This window comes from Amycolatopsis sp. DSM 110486 (assembly GCF_019468465.1).
Taxonomy (GTDB): domain Bacteria; phylum Actinomycetota; class Actinomycetes; order Mycobacteriales; family Pseudonocardiaceae; genus Amycolatopsis.
Window position 1 is genome coordinate 10,669,706 of sequence record NZ_CP080519.1, and the last position, 14,129, is coordinate 10,683,834.

At 71.0% G+C, this 14,129-nt stretch carries 11 protein-coding genes; 7 read left to right on the forward strand and 4 right to left on the reverse strand.

Annotated elements, in window-relative coordinates; translation table 11 throughout:
• Positions 1-177: 177 nt before the first annotated feature.
• Positions 178-759: a DNA-binding protein gene (locus tag K1T34_RS51370; protein WP_220242012.1), complete on the forward strand. Its 582-nt coding sequence runs from the start codon at positions 178-180 to the stop codon at positions 757-759.
• A 50-nt stretch (positions 760-809) separates the two neighbouring features.
• Positions 810-1,466 carry an RES family NAD+ phosphorylase gene (locus tag K1T34_RS51375; protein WP_220242013.1) on the forward strand — a complete coding sequence of 219 codons (657 nt, stop codon included), beginning with the start codon at positions 810-812 and terminating at the stop codon, positions 1,464-1,466.
• A gap of 4 nt (positions 1,467-1,470) precedes the next feature.
• Here K1T34_RS51375 and K1T34_RS51380 read toward each other — a convergent pair whose 3' ends face one another.
• Both K1T34_RS51380 and K1T34_RS51385 read right to left on the reverse strand, forming a co-directional pair.
• Entirely contained in the window at positions 1,471-3,429 is a 1,959-nt protein-coding gene (locus K1T34_RS51380) for a S9 family peptidase (protein ID WP_220242014.1), read from the reverse strand.
• A 38-nt stretch (positions 3,430-3,467) separates the two neighbouring features.
• Positions 3,468-4,433 (reverse strand): TerC family protein, encoded by a 966-nt coding sequence (locus K1T34_RS51385; RefSeq protein ID WP_220242015.1) that lies wholly within the window; start codon positions 4,431-4,433, stop codon positions 3,468-3,470.
• A 316-nt stretch (positions 4,434-4,749) separates the two neighbouring features.
• Between K1T34_RS51385 and K1T34_RS51390 the strand changes: the two genes are divergently transcribed.
• The 5 genes from K1T34_RS51390 (at position 4,750) to K1T34_RS51410 (ending at position 11,410) form a co-directional block, all read left to right on the forward strand.
• On the forward strand, positions 4,750-7,641 hold the full coding sequence (locus K1T34_RS51390) for an alpha/beta fold hydrolase (protein ID WP_220242016.1): 2,892 nt from the start codon (positions 4,750-4,752) through the stop codon (positions 7,639-7,641).
• Positions 7,638-8,576 carry an ABC transporter permease gene (locus tag K1T34_RS51395; protein ID WP_220242017.1) on the forward strand — a complete coding sequence of 313 codons (939 nt, stop codon included), beginning with the start codon at positions 7,638-7,640 and terminating at the stop codon, positions 8,574-8,576. The genes K1T34_RS51390 and K1T34_RS51395 overlap by 4 nt, the downstream gene beginning before the upstream one ends.
• A gap of 55 nt (positions 8,577-8,631) precedes the next feature.
• Positions 8,632-9,384, forward strand: coding sequence for an enoyl-CoA hydratase/isomerase family protein (locus K1T34_RS51400; RefSeq protein ID WP_220242018.1), 753 nt, complete (start codon positions 8,632-8,634; stop codon positions 9,382-9,384).
• 108 nt (positions 9,385-9,492) lie between these two features.
• Complete coding sequence (locus K1T34_RS51405; RefSeq protein WP_220242019.1) at positions 9,493-10,896, forward strand: S28 family serine protease; 1,404 nt, start codon at positions 9,493-9,495, stop codon at positions 10,894-10,896.
• 118 nt (positions 10,897-11,014) lie between these two features.
• Positions 11,015-11,410: a VOC family protein gene (locus K1T34_RS51410; RefSeq protein WP_220242020.1), complete on the forward strand. Its 396-nt coding sequence runs from the start codon at positions 11,015-11,017 to the stop codon at positions 11,408-11,410.
• A gap of 43 nt (positions 11,411-11,453) precedes the next feature.
• Here the strand turns inward: K1T34_RS51410 and K1T34_RS51415 are convergent, their stop codons facing one another.
• On the reverse strand, positions 11,454-11,813 hold the full coding sequence (locus K1T34_RS51415; RefSeq protein ID WP_220242021.1) for an MmcQ/YjbR family DNA-binding protein: 360 nt from the start codon (positions 11,811-11,813) through the stop codon (positions 11,454-11,456).
• A 134-nt stretch (positions 11,814-11,947) separates the two neighbouring features.
• Complete coding sequence (uvrB, locus tag K1T34_RS51420) at positions 11,948-14,107, reverse strand: excinuclease ABC subunit UvrB (RefSeq protein ID WP_220242022.1); 2,160 nt, start codon at positions 14,105-14,107, stop codon at positions 11,948-11,950.
• Between the last annotated feature and the right edge of the window lie 22 nt (positions 14,108-14,129).

Here is a 14,129-nt window from a genome sequence, read left to right on the forward strand (position 1 = left end):
GGCGGAGTGTCAAGGGCACGAAAGCCTGGACAGCACCGGCACCGGCAGGGCAGACTGACGCGAAATCGCCTACACCCCGTGTTGGGTTCTGTGCACTGCGTGTCGATCTCTGGTGAATTCACCCACAAATCCGGTGACGAACCGCACGAACCCGCACATGCGAGCTAGTCTGAGCGCATGTCAGTCGCGCTCGAGAACGTCCTCGCCAAGGCGGGGCTCAAGGCCGACGCCACGGAGTTCCTCACGCTCGTCGAGGACGCGGCACGCAGGCTGTCGCCGCCGAACCCGGACCCGTCGCACTACTTCTCGCCCGACCAGCAGGCCGCGCTGGCGGACGTGGGGCTCGACCTCACGCCCCACGGCGACGACGAGCCCGACTTCCGCGCGCGCACCGTGGCCGCCCACGCCGTGCTCGCCGACTCGGCGCTCACCGTCACCCAGGCCGCGAAGGCGCTGAAGATCGACGACAGCCGCATCCGCCACCGCCTCAAGGAAGGCCGGCTCACGGGGTGGAAGGACCAGGGCTGGCGGCTGCCGTCGTGGCAGTTCAACGGCCCAGGCGTGCTGCCCGGCCTCGAGGTGGTGCTGCACGCGATCCCCGAGGACCAGCCCGCGCTCGTCGTCGCCGCGTTCATGAACACCCCGCAGGACGACCTGGTGATCAGCGACCGGCCCGCGACCCCGCGCCAATGGCTCCTCTCGGGTGGAGATCCCGAGCAGGTCGCGCGCCTCGTCGCCACGCTCGGCTCGCCGTTCTAGGCTGACCCGACGCCCGAGATCACCGACACAGGACGGACGACCCCCGACGCATGGCCCGGCTCCCCTTGCCGCCCGCGCGATCCGTGCTGGTCAAGGAGCTGGACCGCGCCCACGACGTGGTGGCTGTGCAGCCCGAGACCAGGCTGGTCCGCATCTTCACCGCGCACGGCAACCACCCGCAGCAGTGGAACTCGTTCCGCTACACCGGCCCGCTCCCGCACGGCCGGTTCGACCAGCAGCCGCCCGGCCGCGGCGGCCAGCCTGTGACCGACCCGGGCAACGGCGTGCTGTACTTCGGCCTGACCGTGCGCACGAGCGTCGCCGAGGTGTTCCAGACGAGCTCGACGGTCGACCGCAAGACGCGCGGGCCGCGGCTCGTGGTCGTGCGCCCGATGCGCCCGTTGCGGCTGCTCGACCTCACCGGGCTGTGGCCCACGCGCGTGGGCGCGTCGCAGGAGATCTCCAGCGGACCGAAGAAGATCACCCAGGCCTGGGCGCGCGCGATCCGCAGCGCGCTGCCCGACCTCGACGGTCTCTGGTACCGCTCGTCGATGGACTCCGGCGACCCGGCCGTGTGCCTGTGGGACCCGCCGGCGGGCGCCGCGCTGCCGATCGCCCCGGATGTCCTGCTGCCGCTGGACCACCCGGGGCTCGACGTCCCGCTCGGCCGGGTCTGCGAAGAGCTGAACTACACGCTCCTCAACTGAGCACTCAGCCCAGGTGGCGCGACCACCACTCGAGCACCGCGTCGAAGCGCTGCACGCGGTGGCGAGGGCGCCCCGCGCGCGACAGCTCGTGGCCTTCGCCCGGGAACAGCAGGAACTCCGCGTCGGCGCCCGCGCGGCGCAGCGCCACGAACATGCGCTGCGCCTGCTCCAGCGGGCAGCGCCAGTCCTGCTCGGAGTGCACGACCGCGAACGGGATGGTGATGTCGGCCGCGTAGGTCAGCGGGCTGCGGTCGCGCAGCACCTCCGGGTCGGTGCCGATGTAGGAGTCGACGAAGAAGTAGCCGATGTCGGAGCTGCCGACCATCGAGTCCCACGCGTTCACCGCGCGCTCGCTCCACGCCGCCTTGAACCGCTCCGGGTGGTGCGAGGCGACCCAGCTGGTCATGAACCCGCCGTACGAACCGCCCATGATGCCGACGCGTGAGGAGTCGAGGTCGGGTCGTTCGAGCGCCTTGTCCAGCAGCGCGAGCACGTCGTCGACGTCGACCGTGCCGAACCCGAAAGTGATCGCGCGGCCGTGGCTCTGCCCGTAGCCCGCCGAACCGCGCGGGTTGCCGAGCACCACGGCGTAGCCGGCCGCGGCGTAGACCTGGGCCTCGTCGAACACGGCCCAGTCCTGCTGCGCGAACGGCCCGCCGTGCACGACCCGCAGCACCGGGTGCGGGCCCTCGCCCTCGGGCAGCACGAGCCAGCCGTGCACGGGGTGGCCGTCGGGCGAGGTCGTGGTGAGCTCCTCGACGGGGCGCAACCCCTTGTCCCGCAACGGCTTCGAGTAGTCGGTGAGCACGCGCGGGCCGCCGGCGTCGAGCACGACCACGTCGCCCGAGGACTCCGGCGTGGCGACCACGGCGACGATCGTGTCGCCATCGGCCGCGAACCCGCGGACCACCACGTGGCCGTCGTGCAGCACGCGCAGGTCGGCCAGCACGGCCGCGTCGGCGGAAGCCGGGACCGCGCGCAGCTCCACGGCGCCGCGGTTGCGCACGGCCACGAGCACCTCGCCGTTCACGGGAATGGCGGGGCCGGAGCCGCTCTCCACGTCGACGGTTTCGATGTCGGTCAGCCGCCGCGCCTTCGCGGGACCGCCGGTGTCGATCGTGGCGGCGTACAGGCCGGCGTTGCAGGCCTCGCGGTGGCCGTCCTCGTAGGACGAACCGTAGAAGAACAGGGTGCCGTCGGGACCGAACACGGGCTGCTCCGCGTAGCCGTGGCACGCCACGAGCAGCTCGGGCTCCCCGCCGCCGGCCGGGAACGCGACCAGGTCGCGGTAGTCGGTCTCCACGCGGTCCCAGTCCTGCGGCACCGCGACGACCACGCGCTCGCCGTCGGGCGTCCACACGGGATCGTCGACGTCGTAGGTCACCGGCGAGATCGGCTCGAGCGCGGCGAGTTCGGCTGCGTCCAGCGCAGCGACGGCGTCGAGCACGAACAGCCGCTTCATCCGGTCGCGCAGGAAACCGACGTCGTCGATGCGGTAGTCGAAGCGCGTGATCCGGCGCGGCGCTTCGGCGGGCGGCTCCGGCTTCTCGCCGTCGGCGTCCTCGGTGCCGTAGCGGCCCGCGTCCGGCACGCGCGCCGTGAACGCGACCCGCCGCGAGTCCGGCGCCCACACCGGCGCGTCGGCGCCCAGGTGCAGCGCCGTCAGCCGCTTGGCCTCGCCGCCCGCCGCCGGCATCACGTGCACCTGCGCACTGCCTTCGGCACCTTCACCGTCGCCGGCCCGCAGGAACGCGACCCAGCGCCCGTCGGGCGAGATCGCCGGGGCCGCGTCGTGCGGACCCTGCGTCCACGAGGTGTCCCCTCCCCCGAGTCCCACCCGCCGCAGCGCACTGTGGTTGGCGTTGGACTCGAGGTCGGGGTGCTTGACCGCGGTCAGGAGCAGGTCACCCCGGAGTGCGGGGCGGCCGGGAACGACGAGGGCTTCGATGTCGGCTGGTCGCATGCCGACGACCGTACCGGATCATTAGCTAAGCGAAAGACTTATTCCGCCGGTACGCGCGCCCGCTCGTCCTTTTTCGCCTTGGCGAGGCTCGCCACGGTGGTGATCGCCAGCACGACCACGATCACGCCGAGGGACACCCAGTTGTTGATGTCCAGCCAGTCGGGCGCCACGTGGTACTCGTGCAGCGCGTGCACCACCAGCTTCGCGCCGATGAACGCGAGGATCACCGCGAGGCCGTAGGACAGGTACACCAGCTTCTCGACGAGCCCGCCGAGCAGGAAGTACAGCTGGCGCAGGCCCATCAGCGCGAACGCGTTGGCGGTGAACACCAGGAAGGCCTCCTGGGTGATCCCGAAGATGGCCGGGATCGAGTCCACCGCGAACAGCAGGTCGGCCGAGCCGATGGCGACGATCACCACGAGCATCGGCGTGATCATCCGCTTGCCGTCGACCTTGACCGTGTACTTGTGGCCGTGGAAGTCGTCGGTCACCGGGGCGATCTTGCGGACCCAGCGGGTCACGGCGTTCTCGTGGTACTCCTCTTCCTCGTCCTTCTTGCGCAGCATGCTGATCGCGGTCCAGATCAGCACCGCGCCGAAGAGGAAGAACACCCACACGAACTGCGCGATCAGCGCCGCGCCCACCGCGATGAACACACTGCGCATCGCGAGCGCGAGCAGGATGCCCACGAGCAGCACGCGGTGCTGGTGGATGGCCGGCACCTTGAACGACGCCATGATGATCATGAAGATGAACAGGTTGTCGACGCTCAGCGAGTACTCGGTGATGTACCCGGTGAAGAATTCGACGCCCGGGTCGTGCCCGGCGAAGACCCAGATCCCGATGCCGAACACGACGGCGCAGGCGATGTAGAAGATCACCCACCGCGCGGCCTCGGCCGGTTTGATCGCGTGGGGCTTGTGGTCGACGATCACCAGATCGAGTGCGATCAGGGCCAGCAGGCCACCGACCGTCGCGATCCATAACCACAAGGGAACAGTCATCACAGCACATACCTCCGGATAGCGCGTAGCAGCTACTAACCGGAGGTCTCTTCCGCCGGTTCCTTTCTACCGGCCGACGGTGCCGGGGGCCACGCCACCGTGCTGACGACACCGCCGCGAAGGAATACTCCCCTCACAGCGCGTCCAGTTTGCCGGTTACGGCGCGCGAACGCCAGCGGAGGTTGCCCTCGTCACCGAACCGGCGGTGTTACCTCCGTCACCGGGACCGAAGATCACCGGTGCTCGCGTGAAAAAGATGTCTGATCCGTGTGAGCCCCGCGCGCGGCTCTCAGCGAAGCTCAAATAACGTCAGCACGTGCCCCGAATCCCGTTGCCGCGCACGCGCGGTGCCCGGCTGACCGCGCTGGCCGCGGTCGTGGTGGTCGTCGCCGCCGTCGTGGCCGTCTGGACCACGAGCGGCTCGCAGCCCTCGCCCGTCCGGACCCAGGACGCCTTCCTGCAGATGCCGGCAGCGCCCGGCTCGGCCGAGCAGGTCCGCATCGACACCACCACCTACTACCCCGAGAAGACCCCCGCCCCCGCCGTGCTGCTGGCCCACGGTTTCGGCGGCGACAAGTCCAGCGTGGACCCCCAGGCCCGTGAGCTGGCCGAGCGCGGGTTCGTCGTGCTGACCTGGTCGGCGCGCGGTTTCGGCCGCAGTACCGGCAAGATCGGCCTCAACGACCCCGACGCGGAGGTCGCCGACGCGAGCCGGCTCATCGACCACCTCGTCGCGAGCCACGACGTCGCCACCCGCGCGGGCGGCGCGCCGGAGATCGCCGTCACCGGCGCGTCTTACGGCGGCGCGCTGTCGCTGCTGCTCGCCGGCACCGACAAGCGCGTGGCCGCCGTCGCCCCGGTGATCACCTACAACGACCTGGCCCAGGGCCTGATCCCCAACGCCGGCGCCACCGCGCCGCCCGCGGCGAAGACCCCGGCGGCGGGCGAGTTCGCGCCCGACGGCGTGTTCAAGAAGAGCTGGGCGGGCATCTTCTTCTCCTCCGGTTCGGGCGCGCCGAGTGCGGGTGCGTCCTCTTCGGCCGAGGCTCCCGAGGCCGGGCAGGAGACCGACGGCAACGGCGGCTCGGTCGGCGGCACCGGAGGCACCGGCAGCGGCATCGATCCGCAGGCGGCCACCACCCCGGTCGCCGGACAGGCCCAGCCGCGTCAGGCGCCGGCCGCGGACCCGTGCGGCCGCTTCACCGCCCAGGTCTGCCAGGCGTACACGGAGCTGGCGACCACCGGGAAGGTGAGCGCGCAGACCGTCGCGCTGCTGCACCGCGTCTCGCCCGTGTCCGTGACGGACAAGATCACCGTGCCGACGCTGCTCGTGCAGGGTGAGAGCGACACGCTGTTCGGTCTGGACCAGTCCGACGCCACCGCGCGGCAGATCGCCGCGGCGGGCGGCAAGGTCCGCACCATCTGGTACACCGGCGGCCACGACGGCGGCGTCCCCGGCCCGCAGCTGCGGGCGAAGATCGGCGACTTCCTGTGGTCGGCGCTGACCGGCGACGGCGACGCGGGCACCGGCTTCAGCTACGACGTGCAGGGCACGCTGCGGGCCAACGGCGCGCCGTCCGTGCGGACGGTCAGCACCGACGCGTACCCGGGCCTCGCGGGCGCGGGCACCGAACGCCGCCAGGTCGCGCTCGCCGGTCCGCCGCAGCCCGCCGTGCGGCCCGCGGGCGCCAACCCCGCGGCCGTGAGCGGCATCCCCGGCCTCAACGGGCTGGCTGCGGGTTCGTCGCGGCTCGCGCCGTTGTTCAGCACCGACCCGCCGGGCCAGGCCGCGCAGTTCCGCAGCGCGCCGTTCGACAGCCAGGTCCTGATCGCGGGTTCCAGCACCGTGCGGCTGCAGGTCGCGACCGACCCGGCGCACCCGCTGCCGGAGGCGGTGCTGTTCGCCAAGCTCTACGACGTCGGCCCCGACGGCACCCGCGTGCTGCCGGCCAACGCCGTCGCGCCGTTCCGCGTGGCGAACCTGCCCACGAACGGCACCCCGGTGGACGTGACGGTGACCCTGCCGGGCATCGTGCGCCCGATCGAGGCCGGGCACTCGCTGCGGCTCGTGGTCGGCACCACGGACCAGTCGTTCTCGACGCCGACCGCGCCGGGCGTGTTCCGCATCGCGCTGGCGTCGGGTTCGTCGCTCGCCGTGCCGGTCGTGCCCGGGACGTCGGTGGGCACGCCGGCGCCGAAGGGCCAGCTGATCGGCATCGGCGTGACACTGCTCGTCGGCATCGTCGCGCTGCTGTTCGCCGCGATCCGCCGCCGGCGCGCGCACGACGTCGACCCGGACCTGGCGGGCACGCCGCTCGTGATCAAGGGGCTGCGCAAGCAGTACGCGGGCGGGTTCGTGGCTGTGAAGGACCTGTCCTTCCGCGTCGAGCCGGGCCAGGTGCTCGGCCTGCTCGGCCCGAACGGCGCCGGCAAGACGACGACGCTGCGCATGCTGATGGGTCTGATCACGCCGACCGAGGGAGAGATCCGCGTGTTCGGCCACAAGATCTCCCCCGGCGCGCCCGTGCTGTCGCGAATCGGGTCCTTCGTGGAGGGATCCGGGTTCCTGCCGCACCTGTCGGGCAAGGCGAACCTCGAGTTGTACTGGGCGGCGACCGGGCGACCCGCCGAGAAGGCCCACTTCTCGGAAGCGCTCGAGATCGCGGGCCTGGGCGACGCGGTGAACCGCCGCGTGAAGAACTACAGCCAGGGCATGCGCCAGCGCCTCGCCATCGCGCAGGCGATGCTCGGCCTGCCGGAGCTCATGGTGCTCGACGAACCCACCAACGGGCTCGACCCGCCCCAGATCCACCAGATGCGCGAGGTCCTGCAGCGCTACGCCGCGACCGGGCGCACGGTCGTCGTCTCGAGCCACCTGCTGGCCGAGGTCGAACAGACGTGTTCGCACGTGGTCGTGATGCACCGCGGGACGCTCGTGGCCTCGGGCGAGGTCGGCGAACTGGCGGCCGCGAGCGGCGAGGCGACGTTCCGCGTCGGCGACCCGGCGGCGGCCTCGGCGGCGCTCAAGGGCATCGGCGGCGTCACGGACATCGACGTCGAGGGTGACCTCGTGCACGCGAACCTCGACGGGCTCGCGCGCGCCGACGCGGTGGCGGCACTCGTGCGCGCGGGTGTCGCGGTGGAGCAGGCCGGGCCTCGGCGCCGGCTGGAAGACGCGTTCCTGCAGCTGGTCGGAGACAACTCATGAGCAACACCAACGGTTCGGGCGGGGTCCACACCGACCCCGCCGCCCTGCGGGAGCTGAGCGAGCTGGCGACGGCCGAGCAGGCGGAGGTCGGCCCGGACGGCGCCGTCGCCGGCTACCGCGCCGAGCGCACGCTGCGCCTCGGCGTGGAGCTGAAGCGGCAGTTCAAGCGGCGGCGCACCCAGCTGGTGCTGGGGTTCGTGGCGATCCTGCCGTTCATCCTCGTGATCGCGTTCGAGGTCGGGCAGTCGAACCCGAACCGCCGCTCGGGCGGGTTCGTGGACCTCGCGACGGCGAGCGCGCCGAACTTCGTGGTGCTCGCGCTGTTCGTGTCCGGCACGTTCCTGCTGCCGATGATCGTGGCGCTGTTCTTCGGCGACACGATCGCGAGCGAGTCGTCGTGGTCGAGCCTGAAGTACCTGCTGGCGATCCCGGTGCCGCGGCACCGTCTGCTGCGACAGAAGGCGATCGTGTCGGGCCTGCTGTCCGCCGCGGCGCTGGTGCTGCTGCCGCTGGTGTCGCTGCTGGTGGGCGTGATCTGGTACGGCGCGGGTGACGCGATCAGCCCCACGGGCGACGCGGTCACCTTCGGCGACAGCATGATCGCGCTCGTGCTGTCCACTGTGTACATCATCGTGCAGCTGGCGTGGGTGGCCGGGCTGGCGCTCCTGCTGAGCGTCTCCACCGACGCCCCGCTGGGCGCGGTGGGCGGCACGGTGCTGGTGGCGATCCTGTCGCAGATCCTCGACCAGATCACCGCGCTCGAGGGGCTGCGCAATTACCTGCCCACGCACTTCTCGTTCGCCTGGATCGACCTGATCTCGACCGACATCGACTGGTCGGACATGGCGAGCGGCGTGCTGTCGTCGCTCATCTACACCACGATCTTCCTGCTGCTGGCCGGTCGCCGGTTCGCGACGAGGGACATCACGAGCTGACGGGCGAGTCCGGCCGCCCCGCGCGGGCGGCCGGACGCCGGTAACGTCTCCTCGCGTGACCATCCACCTCGCAGTCGAAGACGGCGTCGCCGTGCTCACGCTCGAGCACGGCCGCGGCAACACCCTCGACACCGCCACCTGCCGGGAGCTCGTGCTCAAGCTCGAGGAAGCGGCCGACGGCGCGAAGGCCACGGTGCTGACCGGATCGGGCGACATGTTCTCCGCGGGCGTCGACCTGCTCAGCATCGACGCCGGCGGCGCGAGCTACGTCGGCGAGTTCCTGCCCGCGCTCTCCGACGCGCTGCTGGCGGTCTTCGGCTTCCCCCACCCGCTCGTGGCCGCGGTCAACGGCCACGCGATCGCGGGCGGGATGGTGCTGGCCGCGGGGTGCGACCACCGTGTCGCCGCCACCGGCCCCGGGCGCATCGGCGTGACCGAACTGCTCGTGGGCGTGCCCTTCCCGCTGGCCGCGACGGAGATCCTGCGCTGCGCGTACGGCACGAACCCGCTCGCCGCGCTCATGTACAGCGGCGCCACGCTGACCATCGACGACGCCCTCGCCCGCGGCCTGGTCGACGAGGTCGCGGCGCCGGAAGAGGTGCTCGGCCGCGCGCGTGAGCTCGCCGCCCGCCTCGGCGAGCTGCCGGCCGACGCGTTCGCCCACACCAAGGCGCAGCTGCGCCAGCCCTACCACGAGCGGATCGCGGAGAACCGGGCCGCCGACGACGCGCACGTGGACCGGATGTGGCGGTCGGAGCGGTCACTGGCGAACGTCAAGTCCTATGTGGACCGTGTGCTGAAGCGCTAGTTCCGACCCTACGGAAGTCGGCGCCCGACCGGATGGTGCGCCTTGCCGGGCACGGCCGGGTCTGTGAGGATCCGGAAGTTGATCTCGGGGCCGTCGAGGGGGAACCACGTGCGCAGGCTGCTCACCGTCTTGTCCACCGCTGTGCTGGCTGCCGTGGGGCTCACGCCGGTCGCGAGCGCGGCCGGCGAGGAGGACATCACGGCCGCCCTCGCCACGATCCCGGGCCTCACGGTGGTCAAGGAGGATCCGGCGCCGGCGGGCTACCGATTCTTCGAGCTGACGTTCACGCAGCCGGCCGACCACCGCCACCCGGACGGGCCGAAGTTCGAGCAGCGGTACACGCTGCTGCACCGCGACTTCTCCGCGCCGACAGTCGCATTCACCAGCGGGTACAACGTGTCCCTTGCCCCGAACCGCTCCGAGCCGACGCGGATCGTCGACGGCAACCAGCTTTCGATGGAGTACCGCTACTTCACGCCTTCGCGGCCGCAGCCGGCGAACTGGTCGCATGACCTCACGATCTGGCAGGCCGCGGCCGACGAGCACGCCGCTGTGCAGGCGTTCAAGAAGATCTACCCGGGCAAGTGGCTCGCGACGGGCGGGAGCAAGGGCGGGATGACCGCCACGTACTTCCGGCGGTTCTTCCCGGACGACGTGAACGGCACGATCCCCTACGTCGCGCCCAACGACGTGATCGACCCGATCGACAAGTACAACCGCTTCCTCGCGAACGTCGGCGACCCCGCGTGCCGCGCTTCGCTCAAGGCGATCCAGCGAGACGCGCTGAAGCGGCGCGACGAGCTCGGCGAGCTGGCGAAGGCCGACGCCGCGAGCAAGGGCTACACGTTCACCACGGTGGGCTCGATCGACGAGTCGCTGGAGATCTCGGTGATCGACTCGTACTTCGCGTTCTGGCAGTACCAGCCGGCGTCGGCGTGCGCGTCGATCCCGAAGCCGGGCGCGCCGGCGGCCGACGTGTGGGCGTGGTTCGAGCAGGTCGAGAGTCTCAACACGTACTCCGACCAGGAGCTCGAGCCGTTCGTGCCGTACTACTACCAGGCCGCGGTGCAGCTCGGCTCACCCGAGGCGTACGACAGCTACCTGCGCGACCTGCTGCGCTACCCGGGCACCGACGTGCCGTCGACGTTCGTGCCCGCGTCGGTGAAGCTGCCGCGCTTCGACTACCTGGCGATGCCGGATGTCGACTTCTGGGTGAAGGCGCACGGGCGGCAGCTGCTGTTCGTGTACGGCTCGAACGACCCGTGGGGCGCCGAGCCGTTCGAGCTCGGGTACGGCTCGCGCGATTCCTACCGCTACTTCGTGCCGGGCGGCAACCACGGCTCGACGATCGCGCAGCTGCCGGCCGCACAGTCCGCGGAGGCGACCGCGACGATCCGCCGCTGGGCTGGTCTGCCGGCTGCTTCTTCGCGGTCACTGGCGTCGGTTGCGGCTCCGGCAGGGTTCCCGGACTTCGACGCGAACCAGGTCATGGCGGACCGCCCGCGCTTGTGAGGCTGGTGCGGTGAGTCCTTTGTGGATCTTGGCGGGATCGCTGCTCAGGTGACGGCGGGCGGGGGCGCGAGGGCGTAGTCTCGGGCGCGCCCTGTCGGCCCGGTCTGAGGAGGCAGCCATGCCCCGGCCCGTCCACTTCGAAATCCACGCCGGCGACCCGCAGCGCGCGGTCGCCTTCTACACCGCCGTGTTCGGCTGGAAGATCGAACAGTGGGGCGAGGTCCCGTACTGGGTCGTCTCGACCGGCGACGGCGAAGGCATCGACGGCGGCCTCCTCCCCCGCCGCGGCCCCGCCCCCGCCGAGGACGCCCCGGTCTCCGGCTTCATCAACACGATCGAGGTCACCGACGTCGACGCCACCATCGACGCCGTGGCAAAAGCCGGCGGCACGATGGCGCTGGCGAAGGACCCCGTCCCGGGCGTCGGCTGGCTCGCGTACTGCAAGGACACCGAGGGCAACATCTTCGGCGTGCTCCAGCCGGACGAGAACGCCCCCGCCCCGTCCCGCCCCTGACCGCCCCCGTGACCGCCCGTCGTGACCGCTCAGTCCTGACCACTCAGGGCCGGCGCGCTTTGGGCAGCTTCGCCCGCACAGCCGCGTAGGAAGCGTCGAGCAGCTCGTTCAGCTCCTCGCCGGGCACCGCGGCGGTTCGGCTCGCGCCCAGATCCACGCGGTTCCACCCGTAGCGACCGAGGTAGTCCAGCACGGCCACCGACTCCGGGTAACGCTCCCGCAGCTCGGCCGCCTCCTCACGCGTGCCACCACACTTGAGCCCCACCGAGCCCGGCCGCTCCAGCCCGATGAACGCGAAGGCCTTGCCCGCGACCTTCACCACGAGCACGTGCTCCCCGAACGGGTAAGTCTCCACGGCCCCAGGCTTGCCCAGGCAATGCTCGATCACCTCGTCGAGCCACACCGCCGCTCACCTCCGTCGAGCAACCGGCAGCCCCGGCTCGAGCAGCCGCGCCCACCGCTCCTGGGGCCGGATCCGCCAGGCCGAACCGCCCGCGGCCCCGGCGCACCCGGAGGGCAGCGGGCCGCGGGAGGGCGTCAGCGGATGCCGGCCGCGTCCATGCCGCGCAGTTCCTTCTTCAGGTCGGACACCTCGTCGCGCAGGCGGGCGGCGAGCTCGAACTGCAGGTCGCGGGCGGCTTGCATCATCTGGTCGGTCATCTGCTGGATGAGGTCGGCCAGCTCGGCGCGCGGCATGCCCGACACGTCCTTGTCCACGAGCATGCCGGAGCTGCGCACGCGGTCGCCCTGTTCGGGTTTCTTGCCGCGCGAGGTGTTGCGGCCCGAGCCGCCGACGGCGACCGTCTGGTCGGAGTCGTCGGCTTCGCTGTAGACGCGGTCGAGGATGTCGGCGATCTTCTTGCGCAGCGGCTGCGGGTCGACGCCGCGTTCCTCGTTGTAGGCGACCTGCTTCGCGCGGCGGCGGTCCGTCTCGTCGATGGCGTGCTGCATCGAGTCGGTGATCTTGTCCGCGTACATGTGGACCTCACCGGACACGTTTCGCGCCGCGCGGCCGATCGTCTGGATCAGCGACGTGCCGCTGCGCAGGAAGCCTTCCTTGTCCGCGTCGAGGATCGCCACCAGCGACACCTCGGGCAGGTCGAGGCCCTCGCGCAGCAGGTTGATGCCGACCAGCACGTCGAAGTCGCCCGAGCGCAGCTGGCGCAGCAGCTCGACTCGGCGCAGCGTGTCGACCTCCGAGTGCAGGTAGCGCACGCGGATGCCGAGCTCCAGCAGGTAGTCGGTGAGGTCCTCGGCCATCTTCTTGGTGAGCGTGGTGACCAGCACCCGCTCGTCCTTCTCGGCGCGCTCACGGATCTCGTGCACCAGGTCGTCGATCTGGCCCTCGGTGGGCTTCACGACCACCTTCGGGTCGACCAAGCCGGTCGGCCGGATGACCTGCTCGACGAACTCGCCGCTCGTCTGCCCCATCTCGTACGGACCCGGCGTGGCCGACAGGTACACCGTCTGCCCGATCCGGTCGGAGAACTCCTCCCACGTCAGCGGCCGGTTGTCGACCGCGCTCGGCAGCCGGAACCCGAAGTCGACGAGGTTGCGCTTGCGCGACATGTCGCCCTCGAACATGCCGCCGATCTGCGGCACGGTCTGGTGCGACTCGTCGATCACGAGCAGGAAGTCGTCCGGGAAGTAGTCGATCAGCGTCGCGGGCGCGGACCCGGCCTCGCGGCCGTCGATGTGGCGCGAGTAGTTCTCGATGCCGGAGCAGAACCCGACCTGCCGCATCATCTCGATGTCGTAGGCCGTGCGCATGCGCAGCCGCTGCGCCTCCAGCAGCTTGCCCTGCTTCTCCAGCTCCGCCAGGCGCTGCTCGAGCTCCTCCTCGATGGTCTTGATCGCCTTCTCCATGCGCTCCGGCCCCGCGACGTAGTGCGTGGCCGGGAAGATCCGCACCTCGTCGACCTCACGCACGATGTCGCCGGTCAGCGGGTGCAGGTAGTACAGCTTTTCGATCTCGTCGCCGAAGAACTCGACGCGGATCGCCAGCTCCTCGTACGCCGGGATGATCTCCACCGTGTCGCCCCGCGCGCGGAACGTGCCGCGGGCGAACGCGATGTCGTTGCGCGTGTACTGGACGTCGACCAGCGCGCGCAGGAACACGTCACGGTCGAGCCGCTCGCCGACCTTCAGCATCGAAGACCGGTCGAGGTAGGACTGCGGGGTGCCGAGGCCGTAGATGCAGGACACACTGGCCACCACGATCACGTCGCGGCGCGAGAGCAGGTTCATCGTGGCCGAGTGGCGCAGCCGCTCGACGTCGTCGTTGATCGACGAGTCCTTCTCGATGTAGGTGTCCGTCTGCGCGATGTACGCCTCGGGCTGGTAGTAGTCGTAGTAGCTGACGAAGTACTCGACCGCGTTGTTCGGGAAGAGTTCCCGCAGCTCGTTGGCCAGCTGCGCCGCCAGCGTCTTGTTCGGCGCCATGACCAGCGTGGGCCGCTGCACGCGCTCGATCAGCCACGCGGTGGTGGCCGACTTGCCCGTGCCCGTGGCGCCCAGCAGCACGACGTCCTTCTCGCCCGCCCTGACCCGGCGTTCGAGCTCGTCGATGGCCGCCGGCTGGTCGCCGGCGGGCGTGTACTCGCTGATCACTTCGAACCGGCCGCCGGAACGGGGGACGTCGGAAACCGGCCGGAAGTCGGACTGCGCGAGGACGGGGTGTTCGGTTGCGAAAGCCACGTCCACCAGAGTAGGCCGACCC

What these genes read in the sequence shown, in the direction of transcription:
- K1T34_RS51370 (WP_220242012.1), top strand. Translation starts at nt 178, where the DNA reads ATGTCAGTCGCGCTCGAGAACGTCCTCGCCAAGGCGGGGCTCAAGGCC.
- K1T34_RS51375 (WP_220242013.1), top strand. Translation starts at nt 810, where the DNA reads ATGGCCCGGCTCCCCTTGCCGCCCGCGCGATCCGTGCTGGTCAAGGAG.
- K1T34_RS51380 (WP_220242014.1), bottom strand. Translation starts at nt 3,429, where the DNA reads ATGCGACCAGCCGACATCGAAGCCCTCGTCGTTCCCGGCCGCCCCGCA.
- K1T34_RS51385 (WP_220242015.1), bottom strand. Translation starts at nt 4,433, where the DNA reads ATGACTGTTCCCTTGTGGTTATGGATCGCGACGGTCGGTGGCCTGCTG.
- K1T34_RS51395 (WP_220242017.1), top strand. Translation starts at nt 7,638, where the DNA reads ATGAGCAACACCAACGGTTCGGGCGGGGTCCACACCGACCCCGCCGCC.
- K1T34_RS51410 (WP_220242020.1), top strand. Translation starts at nt 11,015, where the DNA reads ATGCCCCGGCCCGTCCACTTCGAAATCCACGCCGGCGACCCGCAGCGC.